Raw genomic sequence first — 14613 nt, 5'->3', positions numbered from 1 at the left:
CCATGACGACTGTTCTCGCCCCGGTCGAGGGGGCAGCAGTGGGGTTGGCGGCCGTGCCCGATCCGGTCTTCTCCGCGGGCATGGTGGGGCCGGGCACGGCCATCGACCCCTTGCGGGGACCGGGCAAGGCAGTTGCCCCGATACCCGGAAAAATCATGAAATTGCATCCGCATGCCTACGTCATCGTGGGGGACGACGGCAGAGGCGTGCTGGTGCATCTGGGCATCGACACCGTCCAGCTCAAGGGGGAGGGGTTCCAGCTGCTGGCGGCCGAGGGGGACCGGGTCAGCGCCGGTCAGCCGGTCGTCGCCTGGGACCCCGCGGCCATCGAGGCGGGGGGCCGCTCGCCGGTCTGCCCGGTGGTCGCACTGGACGCGGCGGCCGAGTCGGTGACCGGCGTCGCGGAGGGGGAGGTACACGTGGGGGACGAGCTCTTCAGGTGGGAATAGATCCGGAGCGCAGGAGCTCGGACCGAGAGCGCGAGGGACGAGCCAACGAGGGCCGAAGCGGGCGCGACCATGAGTGCGCGCTTTTCGACCTTGACGGGACGCTGATCAATACCGAAGCCCGGAGCATGGCCATGTGGCAGTTGCTGCTCGACAAGCACGACGTCAAGCAGGACGTGCGTGTCTTCATGGGCCGCAGGGGCCGCGACGTGATCCCCGAGGTGTTCCCCGGCCACGACGTCGAGGAGCTGATCCGCGAGGTCTACGGCTACAACGACCACCCGGAACTGCCCGAGATCGTGCCGGTGCCCGGCGCGGCCGAACTGGTCCGCAAGGTCGCCGCCTACGGCTCGCCCATCGGCCTGGTCACCTCGGCCGGCCGCGCCTGGGCCGAGCTGCGCCTGGAGCAGGTGGGCGTACGCGAGCTGATCAGGGAGATCGTCGCGGCCGAGGACGTGGCCGTGGGCAAGCCGGACCCGGCGGGCTTCCTACTAGGGGCCGAGCGGCTGGGCGCCGATCCGGCCGACTGCGTGGTGTTCGAGGACTCGCTGGCCGGGATAGCCGCGGCCAAGGCGGCCGGGATGCGTTGCGTCGGCGTCGCCACCTCGCACGCCGGCGACGAACTGGCCCAGGCCGACCTCGTGGTGGCCGATCTCACAGCGGTCGACTGGCCGCCGTTCACCTAAGGTTCAAACTGGTCTGGACCGCCATCATCAAGGAGGAAAGTCTCATGGCAGAGCGCAAGGCCGTCATCGCCGCGGAAGTGGGCCTGCACGCCCGTCCGGCGGCGACGTTCGTGCAGACGGCCACCAGGGCCCCGATCGACGTCACGGTCGGCAAGGCCGGCGGTCCCCAGGTCAACGCCAAGAGCATCCTGTCGGTCATGGGGCTGGACGTCCGCCAGGGCGAGACCATCGTGATCACGGCCGATGGCGAGGGCGCTGAGGACGTGCTGGACGAGCTGGTCAAGATCGCCGAGACGCCGTGAAGGGCACGGGGGTCAGCCAGGGGATCGGTCACGGTCCCGCGTACGTCCTGACGGCCTCGGTGCCCGAACCCCCCGCGGGCCAGACCTTCACCGGCGAGGCCGTCCAGGAGAAGGAGCGCGCGCTGGCCGCGCTCAAGCAGGTCGCCGGGGCCCTGGAGGCCCGCGGCGACAAGGCCGGCGGCGAGGCCAGGGAGATCCTGCAGGCGCAGGCCCTGATGGCCGAGGACCCCGGCCTGATCGTGGGCGTCAAGTCGCTCATCGACGGCGGCCTGGCCGCGCCCAGGGCCGTGTACGAGTCGTTCGGCAGGTACCGCGACCTGCTGGCCAAGGCCGGCGGCTACCTCGGTGAGCGGGTCGCCGACCTCGACGACATCCGCGACCGGGTGATCGCCCAGCTGACCGGGCTGCCGCTGCCCGGCCTGCCGGTCGAGGCGGCGGAGCCGTACGTGCTGATCGCCCGTGACCTGGCGCCGGCCGACACCGCGCTGCTGTCCAGGGACGTGGTGGCCGCGTTCGTCACCGAGGAGGGCGGGCCGACCAGCCATACCGCGATCCTGGCCAAGGCGATGGGGGTGCCCGCTGTCGTGGCCTGCGCGGGCGCGACGACGATCAGGCCCGGCGCCCGGGTGCTGGTCGACGGGTCCACCGGTGAGGTACGGCTGGAGCCGTCCGACGACGACGTGGCCACCGCGGTGGGGGCGCAGGAGAGCAGGCAGGCCGCGATCGCCGCGGTCCGCGGCCCGGGGCGGACCAAGGACGGGCACCTGGTGCCGCTCCTGGCCAACATCGGCGGTCCGGGAGACCTCGACCCCGCGCTGGCCAACGGCGCCGAGGGCGTGGGCCTGTACCGGACGGAGTTCCTCTTTCTGGACCGCGCGCAGGCGCCCTCGATCGAGGAGCAGGAAGCCGCGTACCGGGCGGTCCTGGAGGCCTTCCCCGGCGGCAAGGTCGTGGTGCGCACGCTGGACGCCGGGGCGGACAAGCCGCTGGCCTTCCTGAAGCCGTCCGCGCCTGAGCCGAACCCGGCGCTGGGGGAGCGTGGGCTGCGGATGTTCCGCCTCCATCCGGAGGTGATGGCCGTGCAGTTGGCCGCCCTGGCCGCCGCGGCGGCAGGCACCGACGCCGAGCTGCACGTCATGGCACCGATGGTGGCCACGGCCGAGGAGGCCAGGTGGTTCGCCGGAGCGTGCCGGGCCGCCGGGCTGCCGAGCGCGGGCGTGATGATCGAGGTGCCGGCGGCGGCGCTGCGCGCGCACGGACTCGCCCAGGAGGTCGACTTCTTCTCGATCGGGACCAACGACCTGTCGCAGTACACCTTCGCCGCCGACCGGCAGGTGGGCGCGCTGGCCGGGCTGCAGGACCCGTGGCAGCCGGCGCTGCTCGACCTCGTCGCCGCCACGGCCACCGCCGCCTCGGACAACGGGCGGCAGTGCGGGGTGTGCGGGGAGTCGGCGGCCGATCCGGTGCTGGCCTGCGTGCTGGCCGGGCTCGGGGTGAGCACGTTGTCGATGAGCGCTACCGCGCTGCCGGCCGTACGGGCGGCGCTGGCGGTGAGCACGCTGGACGAGTGCGGGCGCGCGGCGCACGCGGCGCGCGGGCAGGCGACGGCGCGGCACGCGCGCGCGGCGGCCCGCTCCAATTTGCCCGGACTCGCGGAGCTCGGACTTTAGCCTCCTGCGGCTCTTGCACGGCCTTGCCCGGATAACGTGTTGGACATGGTTGGACGCATCGGCACCGTAGGCATGCTCGTCTTCGCTCTGGGCGCGTGCGCGGGCGGAGGGGGCGGTCCGGCGGCGCCGAGCTCGGCCGCGGCCGCCGCACAGCCGAGCCCGGCCGCCTCCGCGCCGACGTCGCAGAAGCCCCGGGTGGACGAGGTCGAGCGGCTGGTGAAGGCGATGAGCCGGGAGGAAAAGGTCGGGCAGCTGTTCATGCCCGTCGTGTACGGCACCGCCGCCGACACCGTCTCCGGCGAGAACCAGGCCAGGTTCGGCGCCCAGACGCCCGCGAAGGTCGTCGCCAAGTACCACCTCGGCGGCGTGATCCTGTTCCCGGCCAACGTCAAGAGCACCGCGCAGGTCGTCAGGCTCGCCAACGGCCTGCAGGCGGCGGCGAAGCGGGTTCCGCTGCTCATCGGTACCGACCAGGAGAACGGCCTGGTCTCGCGGATGTCGGCGCTGATGACCGATCTGCCCAGCGCCGACCGGATCGGCGCCACCGGGGACACGGAGTTCTCGCGGGCGGTCGCCAGGGCCACCGGCGACGAGCTGAAAGCCCTCGGGGTCAACCTCGACTTCGCCCCGGTCGCCGACGTGAACCTCAACCCGCGCAACCCGGTGATCGGCCGGCGGGCCTTCGGCGACGATCCGGCCAAGGTGGCCAAGATGGTGAGCGCAGCGGTCAAGGGCTTCGGGGAGGCCGGGGTGGCCAGCACCGCCAAGCACTTCCCCGGCCACGGCGACACCGCGACCGACAGCCACACCGGGCTACCGGTGATCAAGCACACCCGGGCGCAGTGGGAGAAGCTGGACGCGCCGCCGTTCAAGGCCGCGATCGACGCGGGCGTGGACGCGGTCATGAGCGCGCACATCGTGATGCCGAAGCTGGACGACTCCGGCGATCCGGCCACACTGTCCAAGCCCATCCTGACCGGGCTGCTGCGCGACAAGCTCGGCTTCAAGGGCGTGATCTCCACCGACGCCCTGAACATGGGCGGGGTGCGCAAGAAGTACGGCGACGGCGAGGTGGCGGTACGCGCCGTGCTGGCCGGGGCCGACCTGCTGCTCATGCCCGCCGACTTCCCGAAGGCGTACAACGCGGTGCTGGGGGCGGTGAAGTCGGGCCGGATCTCCGAGGCGCGGCTGGACGCCTCGGTGACCCGGCTGCTCACGCTGAGGAAGAACCGAGGCTTCCTGACCGAGGCGCCGAAGGCCTCGGCCGAGCAGGCCGCGAAGGTGCTGCGCTCGGCGAAACACAGGAAGCTCGCCGCCCGCGCAGCCGGTTAGTGCTCGGCGCGCAGGCCGCTGGCGATGTACATGGCCGAGAGCATGGTGAACAGGTACGCCTGCAGGAACATGATGAACAGCTCGAAGGCCGTCAGCAGGATCGTCATCGCCACGCCCAGCAGCCCGACCGGGGCGCCCAGCGGGGTGAGCTTCTCCACCAGGAACCAGAAGCCGACCGAGCTGAAGAAGGCCAGCAGCATGTGGCCGGCGAACATGTTGGCGAAGACCCGGATGGCGTGGGTGGCCCACGAGAACAGGAACTGGTGCGCCAGCTCCATGGGCACGTAGATCCCCAGCGCCCACCTGGGCAGGTCGGGCGGGACGGACATGTTCCTGAGGTAGCCGGCGAATCCTTGATGCTTGACGCCCAGGTAGACCTTGAGAACGAAGATCGCGACGGCCAGCACCGCGGGGAAGGCGATGTGCGAGGAGGCCGGGAACTGGACGAACGGGATGAGGCCCACCAGGTTCCAGGTCAGGACCAGTAAGAACAGGGTGAACAGCAGGCCCATGAAGCGGTCGGCGTCGGCCCCCAGGAACGGCTTGGCGACCTGCTCGCGGACGAAGAGGTAGACGTACTCCCCGGCGTTCTGGACGCCACGGGGGACGATCTTGGGCTTGGCGAAGGCGGCCCAGCAGAAGGCGATGACGAGCCCCGCGCAGGCGACCGCGAGGAGCACGGGTTTGGTGAACCAGAAGGGGCCGCCGTCGATGATCGGCGGGAAGACGAAGATGTCCGGACCAGGGGCGCGATAGTCGTCGATGGTCACCATGCGGTCACCCTAACCAGCGTTAGGTTGAGCCCGATTCAGTGGATATGTCCCGCCCGCCGCCGGCCGCGTTCCCGGGGGAATTACCCTAGAACGATATTCCATCACCGGGAGGTCTCCGTGGTCGCAGGGGTGCTGATCGACTGGGGCGGCGTGCTCACGACGAGCCTGTCCACCGCGATCGCCAAGTGGATCGAGGCCGATCGCATCGACGGCGCCCACTACCGCACGGTCATGCGCGGCCTCGTGGACCACGCCTACAACGGCGACGGCGAGAGCGTCGTACACGCGCTGGAGCGCGGGGAGATGCCGGGAGCGGCGTTCGAGCGGGACCTGGCGGCGCGGCTGCGCACCGTGGACGGGGCGCCGCCGGTCGCGGAGGGGCTGCTGGAGAGGATGTTCGCGGCTTTCGACCGGGTGGACGTCATGTACGACATGCTGCGGCTGGCGCGGAACGCGGGGATCAGAACCTGCCTGCTGTCGAACTCGTGGTCCAACACCTACCCGCGCGACGACTGGGACGAGGTCTTCGACGCGGTGGTGATCTCCGGCGAGGTGGGCATGCGCAAGCCCGAGCCGCGCATCTTCCACCACGCGCTCGGCCTGGTGGGCCTGCCCGGCGGGAGCTGCGTCTTCGTCGACGACATCGAGGCGAACATCACCGCCGCCCGCGGCCTCGGCATCACCGGCATCCACCACCGCGACGCGGACACGACCATCGCCGAACTCGAGACGCTCCTCCGGCTGCCGCTGCGGCGGGCATGATAGAGCTCTTGATTTCTCGGAAAGGCACATCATGCGCGTCTATCTGCCGTGCACGCTCCCCGCGCTGGCCAAGGCCGTCGCCGCGGGAGAGCTCGGCCCGGCCCCGTTGATCGGCTACGCGGTCACCCCCGCGCTGACCGAGTGGTACGCCTCCGGCGACACCGAAGAGCTCGAATACGTGGCGCTCACCGAGGCGGCCCGCGCCTCGCTGCGCATGCTCGCCGCCGACCGCGCCGACGGCGTGGACGCCGCGCCACGGCGGGTGGTGGTCGCGGCCGAGGTCCCCGACGGGGGGCTCACGGTGGGCGTGGACCTGGCCGAGCGCGCCAGGGTACGGCTGGCGGAGTCGGTCCCCCTGTCCAAGGTGGCCGCGGCACACGTGGACGACCTGTACGCCATCCCCGACATCGAAGCGGCCATCGCCGCCCTCCCGGCCGCGGATGACGGCGACGACGACGCCCGCTTCACCGTGGACGGCGCCGAGGCGCACGAACTGATGTGGTACGCGACCCAGGAGATCCCCGATCTCCTCCGTTAGGGTCATCCCAATTCGGAGATTGTTCTTGACTCTTTCGTGAACATCCCTTGTAGGCTGCCGTGGGTTTACACATCGGATAACACGAAGGAGTCTGTCTCAGTGAGAATCCGAGCCGCAGTAGCCGGAGTGGCGGCCACGGGGGCGCTTCTGGCCATGATGTCTCCCGCCGCGCACGCCGCTCGGAGCTACGACAAGCAGGACCCGTACAAGTCCGGCTGTGCCGCGTCGGGGATCGTCTCGAAGCAGAGCACGCTGGTCCAGAAGGGTTCGAACAAGAAGTACGGCACGATCAAGCTGATGTGGTCGCGCAAGTGCAAGACCAACTGGACCGAGATCTGGGTGTCCCCGCTCGACACCGGCCTCATCCGCGTCATCCTGGCCAAGCCCAACGGCAACGGCAACAGGGTGGTCCACTTCAACTACGGCAAGGGCAACGGCGGCCACCACTGGGGCGACATGATCGAGGGCGCCAACATCTGCGCCTGGGGCTACGCCGTGGCCAAGCACACCAAGTCCTGGGCCAACGGCAAGACCGCGCAGGCCTGCGGCTGATCACCCTGGCTCGCGGCTGATCAGCACGCGGGGGAGCCGCGGCCTTCGGGTCGCGGCTCCGTCGTGTTCACCGGAATGTCGCGATCGGCCGATAAGATTGTTCTGACATGACGAAGCACATCATCTGGGACTGGAACGGTACCCTCTTTCACGACATCGACGCGGTCGTCGGGGCGACCAACGAGGTCTTCAAGCCCTACGAACTGCCCATCCTCGACGCCGACGGCTTCCGCGCCGTCTACACCCGCCCGATCTGGCTGGCCTATGAGCGCATGCTCGGCCGCGCGCTCGAGGACGGGGAGTGGGAGCGGCTCGACGACGGCTTCCACGAGCACTACTTCCGCCTGAGCGTCGCCTGCGGCCTGGCCGCCGACGCCCTGGCCGCGCTGCAGGGCTGGGACGGAACGCAGTCGCTCTGCTCGATGGCGCCGCACGCGCACCTGGTCCCGCTGGTCGAGTCGTTCGCGATCCATCAGCACTTCACCAGGATCGACGGGCTCCTCGGCACCACCGGCGGCGAGAAGGCGGCGCACATGAGCGCCCACCTGGCCGCCATCGGCGTCGAACCCGCCGACGTCCTGGTGATCGGCGACAGCGTCGACGACGGGCTGGCCGCCCGGCACGTCGGCGCCCAGGCCGTCCTGTACACCGGCGGCATGACCACCAGGGCCGACCTCCAGGCCACCGGCCTGCCCGTGGTCGACACCCTGGCCGACGCCCTCTCCTACGCCTGAGCGGTCGCGTCGTTGACCTGAGCGGCGGGGATGGGCATCGTGGGGTCGGTGGGCAAGGTGGAAGAGACGCGTGACGGGGTCGAGTTCAGCAATCTGGGCCAGCCGCTGTTCGACGGGGCGGAGGCCACCAAGCGGGACCTGGTCGACTACCTGGACGCCGTGAGCGATCAGATCGTCGCGGCGCTGGACGAGCGGGCCCTGTCGGTGATCAGGGTACGGCCGGGCCAGCCGCCGTTCATGCAGAAGAACCTGCCCAAGTACGCGCCGGAGTGGATCGACAGCGTCACCCAGTGGGCGGAGAGCTCCCACCGCGAGGTCCGCTACGCCGTGTGCGGCGACCGGCGGACGTTGCTGTGGTTCGCCAACCAGCGGGCCGTCGAGTACCACCCGTCGCTGTTTCGCGGAGACCGGCCCACGCATCTGATCCTCGACCTTGACCCTCCGGCCGAGGACGGGGCGTTCGGGCTGGCCGTACAGGCTGCTCTGCTGGTGCGAGAGGCGCTGCGGGCGGACGGGCTGGAAGGGGCGGTGAAGACCAGCGGCGCCAAAGGCGTGCACGTGTTCGTGCCGGTCGCGGCGGGCACGGGCGTCGAGGACCTCGCCGCGGCGACCCGCGCGGTCGCCGCGCGCGCCGAGCGGCTCGACCCGGCGCTGGCGACCACCGCGTTCATCCGCGAGGACCGCGGGGGCAAGGTCTTCCTGGACTCCACCCGCGCGGGCGGCGCGACCGTGGTCGCCGCCTACAGCCCGCGGGTACGGCCCGGCGCCCCCGTCTCCTTCCCCGTCCCGTGGGCGGACCTGGAGCGGGTGAGCCCGGCCGACTTCACCATCCACACCGCGCCCGGCCTGCTGTCCGGCGCGGACCCGTGGGCCGAGGCCATGCCGGAGCCGCAGCGTCTGCCCGACGACCTGGTCGCCGAGGGCCACACCATCCCGATCGCCCGGGTCCAGGCCATGCACGAGGGCAAGCGCCGCGCCGCCCGCGCCCGCAAGACCTCCTGACCGCTCAGGAGTGCCGGAGCAGGGCGGGGATGGGCGCGAGGAACATGGCGCAGGTGTAGGCGGCCAAGGGCAGCAGCATGAGCGTCGAGGAGATCGCGAACACGCTGAGGCACGGCAGGTCGGCGCCCGATCCCGCGAGCAGGACGAGCGTGCCGACGACCAGCCCGGCGCCCGCGGTCGCGGCGGTGGCGAACCCGATGAGCCGGTCGTAGACCATCATGCGGCGGATGCGCCGCCGTCCCTGGACGGCGACCTGGGCGCCGGCGGACTGGAGCAGGTAGGAACGCAGCCGGCCCAGGGTGGAGCAGCTCGCGGCGGCGCCCACGGTGGTGGCGGTCATGCCGAGCGTGGCCAGCGCGATGCTCAGGACGCCTGCGTCGGCGCTGCGGCGGGCGGCGATGTCCTGGCGGGTGTGGACGGTGTAGGCGGAGCCCAGCTCGCCGGCGACCTGGTCGCGTACCGGTCCGGCGAGCGAGGCCGAGTCGAGCGTCACCTGCAGGCCGCTGAGCCTGATCGGGCTGACGAGGGCGGCGGCGGTCTGCGGGTTCAGGCCGAGCGTACCTCTGGCGATCATGGTTTTGTCCATGTCGACCTGGAGGATGCCGCTCACGCGCAGGTGGACCGGCGCGCCGCGCGGGTCGGTGACGGTGACGGTGCTGCCGACGCGGAGCCCGTAGGAGACGGCGCTCGCCTCGTCCACGACGGCCTCGCCGTCGACGGCGGGCGGCTCGCCGTGGACGATGGGAAGCATGGGCAGGCCGTTGGCCGGCAGCGCGACGACCTCCATCGCGGTGGCGTCGGCCCGCGGCCAGCTGGCCCGTACGGTGCCGCCGCGCACCTCGCGCACGGCGGTGACGCCGGGGAGGGCGCGCAGGGCGGCGATCGTCCGGCCGGGGATCTGTGGCGGGCCGCCCTCGCGCGGAAAGCCGGCGGGCAGCACCGCGAGGTCCATGCGCTCGGACGAGAAGCATTGGGTCAGCCGCCCGGATTCCGTGCCGTTGCCGATCCAGGCGCCCATGATGAGCGCCGACCCGGCGATGACGGCGGCCAGGCAGGCAGCCAGGCAAAGCATGTGACGCCCTATAGCGCACTTCCACATAGCGTTAACCTCCGCAAATCACGCTATGTCGTGAAATGTCGCTTATCGTCATCCCCAGAGACGGTCGTGGCAACCATCTTCACGCTGGCGGCTCATCGAAACGCTGAGGCCGTACCAGATCATTCTCGTAGGCGAAGACGATGAGGCGGCTGCGGTGCGGCAGGTGCAGTTTGCCCAGCACGTTGTCCACGTGGGTGCGCACGGTGACCGGCGACAGCGACAGGCGCTCGGCGATCTGGGAGTTCGTCAGCCCGCGCGCCACCAGCGTGAACACCTCCTGCTCCCGTCGCGTCAGCTCGTCGAGTCTGCCCGCCGCCACCGGGGCCTCGTAGAGCTGCGGGCGGTACTCGTCGAGCAGGCGCTTGGCGAGCATGGGGGAGACGTAGGCGCCGCCGTCGGCGACGGTGTGGATGGCGCGCAGCAGTTCCTCCGGCGGCGCGTCCTTGAGCACGAACCCGTCAGCCCCCGCCGCCAGCCCCGCTCTGACCAGGCCGTCCTCGTCGAAGGCGGTCAGCAGCACGACGCACGTGCCCGGGAAGTCCGTGCGCATGCGGGCGGTGGCCTCGATCCCGTCCATGCCGTGCATGCGCACGTCCATGAGCACGACATCGGCCGGCGTCTCGCGCAGCGCCGCCAGCGCCAGCGCGCCGTCCGACGCCTCGCCGACCACCAGGACGTCCGGCGCCGACCGCAGCACCATCCGCACGCCCGCGCGGATCAGCTCCTGGTCGTCCACGAGCAGGACCCGCAGGAGGTTCTCGCCGTCAGGCCGCATCGCCACTCTCCTTCGCGTACGGCAGGCGGCCCTCGGCCGCGCAGGACAGTCGGATCGGGTACGGCAGGCGGGCCTCGACCACGAAGCCGCCCCCACGCCGCGCACCGGCGCTGAACTCGCCGCCGAGCCCGCGCACCCGCTCCCGCAGCCCGGCCAGTCCGTTGCCGCCGGCCGGCAGGGACACGGCCGCGAGCGGGCCGCCGCCGTCGTCCTCGACCTTCACGTAGGCCCCGGTCGCGGTGAAGGCGGCGAACACGGAGGCCGCGACGCCGCGCCCGGCGTGCTTGAGCACGTTCGTCAGCGCCTCGCCGACGACCTGCTGGGCGGCCAGGAGCACCTCGTCCGGCGCGGTGTCCGGCTCGCCCTCGACGCGTACCGCGATGCCGGGGACGCCGCTGCGCCGCATCCGCTGGACCAGGCCGTCGATCACCTCGCGCCACGGACGTGGGCAGGAGCCGGCGCGCAGGGCGCTCACCAGTTCCCGCATGTCGTGCAGGGCGGCGCGGCCGCATTCGGCGATCTGCGCCAGGGCGGTCTTGGCGCCGGCCGGATCGGCGTCGAGCCCGAGCCGGGCGCCCTCGGCATGCGTGATCATCACGGTCACGTTGTGCGCCACGCTGTCGTGCAGGTCGCGGGCGATGCGCAGCCGTTCGCGGTCGACCGCCGCGCGGGCCTCGCCCTCCCTGGCCCGCTCGGCGAGCAGCAGCCGCTCCCTGATGCCCTGCATGACCATGCGCTTGGCCAGCACGTACCGTCCGGCGAACCACACCAGCACGATGAACAACAACTGGTTGGCCATCCACGGAAACGGCATCATCGACCTCGGGTAGGCCAGCGCCCAGATGACGTGGCCCGTGCAGGTGAGGATCAGCGCGGGCAGCGAGATCGCGAGGCCGCGGCTGACGGCCACGGTCGCCAGCGCGATGCAGACGCCCAGGTCGGCCAGCAGCGGCGGCCAGCCGTTGAGCATCTGGACCAGCGCGAGCGCGGACACCAGCGTGAACACGCCCACCGGATAGAGATGGCGCCACATCATCGGTGCCAGCAGGGCGATCGTCATCGCCAGGTCCGCCCAGGGCTGGTGGGGCGGCCACAGGTCGGCCAGCACCCAGCTCGCGACGGCCAGCGGGACGATCCAGATCAGATCACCCGCCAGGAATCGGGCCGTCGGCCGGAGGCGTGCTGTGGCACTCACGGGGTCAATATAAGTTTTCCCAGGTCAGAAGCTTGATCAATTCTTGCGTGTCGCCATGATGAGCGGGTTTCTTCTCACAAAGCATCACTACCGGCAATCATGCTTAAATGCCCTCGCGGGGCAGCTTCGCGGGGGCGGGAGCCGTACCCTGACATGAACCCCCTCAGGAGGCTGCCATCAACCGCCTTGTGCTCTGGAACATCGACCTCACGCTGGTCGACGTCGCGATCGTGACCCGCGACGCCTACGCGGAGGCCTTCCGGGTCGTGACCGGGCGGCCCCTGGTCAAACTCGTACCGGCACTGGGGCGGCCCGACTCCGAGATCGTCTTCGAGACGCTGGCCGTCAACGGGATCGTGGCCGAGGACGCCCACCTGCCCAAGTTCCTGTCGGCGCTGGCCATGGCCTTCGCCGACCGGCGTAAGCGGCTGGCCAAGGAGGGGCGGATGATGCCCGGGGCCAAGGACGCGCTCAAGGCCGTGGCCCGGCTCGACGGGGTGATCCAGACGGTGCTGACCGGCACCATCAAGAGCAACGCCGTGCACAAGCTCAAGGCGTTCGGGCTGGACAAGCACATCGACTTCGACCTCGGTGGCTATGGCGAGGAGGTCTACCCGAAGGCCACCTTGTTGCAGGTGGCGCAGGGGCGGGCCAAGCAGCGGGCCGGCACGCCGTTCACGGTGGCCAACACGGTGGTGATCGGCGACTCGACCCGCGACGTGCAGGCCGCCAAGATCGGTGGGGCGGCGATGATCGGGGTGGCTTCTGGGCGCTCCATGGCCTCGGAACTCCGTGAGGCGGGGGCCGACCTGGTCCTGCCCGACCTGACCAACGCCTCCGAGGTGGTCGCCGCCGTCGCCGGCCTCACCTCCCCTCTCGACCGCAAAGCCGTCTGACTTCCCGGCGGCACCCCCACCGAGCAGAACTACCCGGCACCCAGAGGGGCGGCGGAACACCCAAAGCCCGCGATGCCGCGATCCGCGAGCCCGGCACCCACCACCAGCGACCCGTGATCCCGGGGTCTGTGGGCAGGGTGCTGTTGGGTGGTCCTTGCCGGGGGTGTGGGTGGTTAGGTCTGGGTGGGGAGGTTGTTGAGGAAGTAGGCGGCTATGGGGGCGGCTACCGCGGAGCCGGCGCCGCCTCCCTCCACGATGACGGAGAACGCCAGGTCCCCCTTGTAGCCGATGAACCACGAGTGGGCCGGTGGTTCCTTGCCTGAGCCGTACTCGGCGGTGCCGGTCTTGCCGGCCGTACCGGCGGGGAAGGGGGCTGCCTGGGCGGTGCCCTCGGAGACGACGGCGGGCATCAGGGTGCGCAATGCCTTCACGATGTCGTCCTCCAAAGGGCGGCGGGACTCGCCTTCGGTCGGGACCAGTTCGGCCGGTACGAGGCGGGGCGGGCGCCACGTGCCGGAGGCGATGGCGGCGGCCACGGCGGCCATGTTCAGGGGCGAGGCCAGGACGCGGCCCTGGCCGATGGAGGCGGAGGCGAGGTCGGTGTCGTCCTTGGCGGCGGGGAAGTCGGCCCGCACCGCGGGTACGCCGGGGTCGATGGGGACGCCGAAGCCGAAGTCCCCGGCCACCTTGGCCAGCCGGGAGGCGCCGAGCGAGCCCACGGTCATGGCGCCGAACGTGGTGTTGCACGAGTGGGCGAAGGCGTCACGGAACGGCAGGCTGCCGTAGTCCTTGTAGCCGGCGTTGTGGAAGGGGAAGCCGCCGATGTTCTGCTCGGCGGGGCACTTGACCGTCTGGGCGGCCGAGACGCCGTCGGCGACCAGCGCGGAGGCGGTGACGACCTTGAAGGTGGAGCCGGGCGGGTACTTGCCCATGAGCGCCCGGTCGAACCCGCCCCGGTTGTTGACGACGGCCAGGATCTCGCCGGTCGAGGGGCGCAGGGCGACCAGCGCGGCGGGCTTCTTGGTGAGCCGGAGCGCCTTCGCCCCGGCCGCGTGTACGCGCAGGTCGAGCGTGGTCTGGAACGGCTCCCGCTTCGCCGCGCTGACCTCTTCGAGGGTTTTGACCAGTTTGTCGCCGTCCTCGTACAGGTTGATCTTGGCGGTGTTGGGCACGCGTAGCCGGTCGACGTACTTCGTCTTCAGCCCGGCCACGATCTGCTGCACGGAACCGGGTACGTCCGCGGCGTCGATGCGCCTGCCGCCGGCGGCCAGGACGGGCACGGTCTCGTCCTTGCCGGTCACCAGCCGCAGCGACCGGCCGGGCTTGAGCTCGGGGTGGATGGTGGCGGGCGTCCAGGCGACCATCCAGCGCCGGTCCTTCTCGACCAGATGGAGTTTGCCCTCGTAGTCCAGGTCGGGCCCCCGCCCGGTGAGCCTGGCCCCGAAGCTCTCGTAGCCGAGGTCGGCGGCGCTCGCGGCGAACACCCCGCCGGTCCTGGTCGCGGTGAACGACTGCCGTTCCAGCTTGAGGTCGCGGCGTACCTTCTCGTGCCACTCGACGAAGTCCTTGGGCGGATCGGCCACCAGCGCCTTCATGGCGGCGTAGTCGTTGCTCGACCAGGCCGACAGATAGGCGTCGGCGGTCTTCTCCGCCGAGCCCTCGGTACGCAGGGCCCAGACGACGCCGCCCGCCGCGACGGCGGGCACGAGCACCCCCGCGACCACCCACGGCCACCTGCGCCGCCGTCGCCGCGGTGGTCCCTCCTGCCGCAACTCGCCCAGCATCGGTCCCCCTGTCATAGCCATGACGCAGAGAACACCAGACACCACCAAACCATGTCCAATATGGATA

16 protein-coding genes are annotated in these 14613 nt (G+C 71.0%); 11 read left to right on the top strand and 5 right to left on the bottom strand.

The genetic code is table 11. From position 1 onward, the window contains the following. Positions 1-2: 2 nt before the first annotated feature. Genes ACFWY5_RS08190 through nagZ form a run of 5 tightly spaced genes read left to right on the top strand, consistent with a single transcriptional unit; the run spans position 3 to position 4436 of the window. Positions 3-449, top strand: coding sequence for a PTS glucose transporter subunit IIA (locus ACFWY5_RS08190; protein WP_184957721.1), 447 nt, complete (start codon positions 3-5; stop codon positions 447-449). Continuing rightward, positions 440-1132, top strand: coding sequence for an HAD family hydrolase (locus ACFWY5_RS08185; RefSeq protein WP_379630907.1), 693 nt, complete (start codon positions 440-442; stop codon positions 1130-1132). The genes ACFWY5_RS08190 and ACFWY5_RS08185 overlap by 10 nt, the downstream gene beginning before the upstream one ends. A 44-nt stretch (positions 1133-1176) precedes the next feature. Next, positions 1177-1434: an HPr family phosphocarrier protein gene (locus ACFWY5_RS08180; RefSeq protein WP_379609850.1), complete on the top strand. Its 258-nt coding sequence runs from the start codon at positions 1177-1179 to the stop codon at positions 1432-1434. Beyond that, positions 1431-3104, top strand: coding sequence for a phosphoenolpyruvate--protein phosphotransferase (gene ptsP, locus ACFWY5_RS08175; protein WP_379609849.1), 1674 nt, complete (start codon positions 1431-1433; stop codon positions 3102-3104). Before ACFWY5_RS08180 ends, ptsP begins: the two co-directional genes overlap by 4 nt. 45 nt (positions 3105-3149) lie before the next feature. Beyond that, positions 3150-4436, top strand: coding sequence for a beta-N-acetylhexosaminidase (gene nagZ, locus ACFWY5_RS08170; protein ID WP_379630906.1), 1287 nt, complete (start codon positions 3150-3152; stop codon positions 4434-4436). On the opposite strand, the gene atpB is transcribed toward nagZ, so the two are convergent. Then, positions 4433-5209, bottom strand: a complete 777-nt coding sequence (gene atpB, locus ACFWY5_RS08165) for a F0F1 ATP synthase subunit A (protein ID WP_379609847.1) — start codon at positions 5207-5209, stop codon at positions 4433-4435. The two genes, nagZ and atpB, sit on opposite strands and share 4 nt — an antisense overlap. Before the next feature lie 117 nt (positions 5210-5326). On the opposite strand from atpB, the gene ACFWY5_RS08160 reads away from it, so the two are divergent. The 5 genes from ACFWY5_RS08160 to ACFWY5_RS08140 all read left to right on the top strand — a co-directional run bounded on the left by ACFWY5_RS08160 (position 5327) and on the right by ACFWY5_RS08140 (position 8797). Then, on the top strand, positions 5327-5971 hold the full coding sequence (locus ACFWY5_RS08160; protein WP_379609846.1) for an HAD family hydrolase: 645 nt from the start codon (positions 5327-5329) through the stop codon (positions 5969-5971). Between the two features lie 31 nt (positions 5972-6002). Next, entirely contained in the window at positions 6003-6509 is a 507-nt protein-coding gene (locus tag ACFWY5_RS08155) for a DUF6912 family protein (protein WP_379609845.1), read from the top strand. A 99-nt stretch (positions 6510-6608) separates the two neighbouring features. Beyond that, complete coding sequence (locus ACFWY5_RS08150) at positions 6609-7061, top strand: DUF2690 domain-containing protein (protein WP_379630905.1); 453 nt, start codon at positions 6609-6611, stop codon at positions 7059-7061. Between the two features lie 107 nt (positions 7062-7168). After that, positions 7169-7795, top strand: coding sequence for an HAD family hydrolase (locus tag ACFWY5_RS08145; RefSeq protein WP_379609843.1), 627 nt, complete (start codon positions 7169-7171; stop codon positions 7793-7795). A 48-nt stretch (positions 7796-7843) separates the two neighbouring features. Continuing rightward, positions 7844-8797: a DNA polymerase domain-containing protein gene (locus ACFWY5_RS08140; RefSeq protein WP_379630904.1), complete on the top strand. Its 954-nt coding sequence runs from the start codon at positions 7844-7846 to the stop codon at positions 8795-8797. A 4-nt stretch (positions 8798-8801) separates the two neighbouring features. On the opposite strand, the gene ACFWY5_RS08135 is transcribed toward ACFWY5_RS08140, so the two are convergent. The 3 genes from ACFWY5_RS08135 to ACFWY5_RS08125 form a co-directional block, all read right to left on the bottom strand. After that, a complete protein-coding gene (locus tag ACFWY5_RS08135) occupies positions 8802-9869 on the bottom strand; it encodes a hypothetical protein (protein ID WP_379630903.1) in 1068 nt (355 codons plus the stop codon). A 106-nt stretch (positions 9870-9975) separates the two neighbouring features. Then, on the bottom strand, positions 9976-10671 hold the full coding sequence (locus ACFWY5_RS08130; RefSeq protein WP_379609840.1) for a response regulator: 696 nt from the start codon (positions 10669-10671) through the stop codon (positions 9976-9978). After that, on the bottom strand, positions 10661-11866 hold the full coding sequence (locus ACFWY5_RS08125) for a sensor histidine kinase (protein ID WP_379630902.1): 1206 nt from the start codon (positions 11864-11866) through the stop codon (positions 10661-10663). The genes ACFWY5_RS08130 and ACFWY5_RS08125 overlap by 11 nt, the downstream gene beginning before the upstream one ends. A 188-nt stretch (positions 11867-12054) precedes the next feature. Here ACFWY5_RS08125 and ACFWY5_RS08120 point away from each other — a divergent pair, with 188 nt between their 5' ends. Beyond that, on the top strand, positions 12055-12762 hold the full coding sequence (locus ACFWY5_RS08120; RefSeq protein ID WP_379609838.1) for an HAD family hydrolase: 708 nt from the start codon (positions 12055-12057) through the stop codon (positions 12760-12762). Positions 12763-12935: 173 nt separating this feature from the next. Here ACFWY5_RS08120 and ACFWY5_RS08115 read toward each other — a convergent pair whose 3' ends face one another. Beyond that, positions 12936-14567 carry a penicillin-binding transpeptidase domain-containing protein gene (locus ACFWY5_RS08115; protein ID WP_379630901.1) on the bottom strand — a complete coding sequence of 544 codons (1632 nt, stop codon included), beginning with the start codon at positions 14565-14567 and terminating at the stop codon, positions 12936-12938. Between the last annotated feature and the right edge of the window lie 46 nt (positions 14568-14613).

The sequence above is a fragment of the Nonomuraea sp. NPDC059007 genome (assembly GCF_042740555.1).
Classification (GTDB): Bacteria; Actinomycetota; Actinomycetes; order Streptosporangiales; family Streptosporangiaceae; genus Nonomuraea.
This window is presented reverse-complemented; position numbering and strand designations above follow the sequence as displayed.

Excerpts from the sequence above, each read along its gene's own strand:
- ACFWY5_RS08155 (WP_379609845.1), top strand. The coding sequence starts at position 6,003 with ATGCGCGTCTATCTGCCGTGCACGCTCCCCGCGCTGGCCAAGGCCGTC.
- ACFWY5_RS08130 (WP_379609840.1), bottom strand. The coding sequence starts at position 10,671 with ATGCGGCCTGACGGCGAGAACCTCCTGCGGGTCCTGCTCGTGGACGAC.
- ACFWY5_RS08115 (WP_379630901.1), bottom strand. The coding sequence starts at position 14,567 with ATGGCTATGACAGGGGGACCGATGCTGGGCGAGTTGCGGCAGGAGGGA.
- atpB (WP_379609847.1), bottom strand. The coding sequence starts at position 5,209 with ATGGTGACCATCGACGACTATCGCGCCCCTGGTCCGGACATCTTCGTC.
- ACFWY5_RS08190 (WP_184957721.1), top strand. The coding sequence starts at position 3 with ATGACGACTGTTCTCGCCCCGGTCGAGGGGGCAGCAGTGGGGTTGGCG.
- ACFWY5_RS08145 (WP_379609843.1), top strand. The coding sequence starts at position 7,169 with ATGACGAAGCACATCATCTGGGACTGGAACGGTACCCTCTTTCACGAC.
- nagZ (WP_379630906.1), top strand. The coding sequence starts at position 3,150 with ATGGTTGGACGCATCGGCACCGTAGGCATGCTCGTCTTCGCTCTGGGC.
- ACFWY5_RS08135 (WP_379630903.1), bottom strand. The coding sequence starts at position 9,869 with ATGCTTTGCCTGGCTGCCTGCCTGGCCGCCGTCATCGCCGGGTCGGCG.
- ACFWY5_RS08180 (WP_379609850.1), top strand. The coding sequence starts at position 1,177 with ATGGCAGAGCGCAAGGCCGTCATCGCCGCGGAAGTGGGCCTGCACGCC.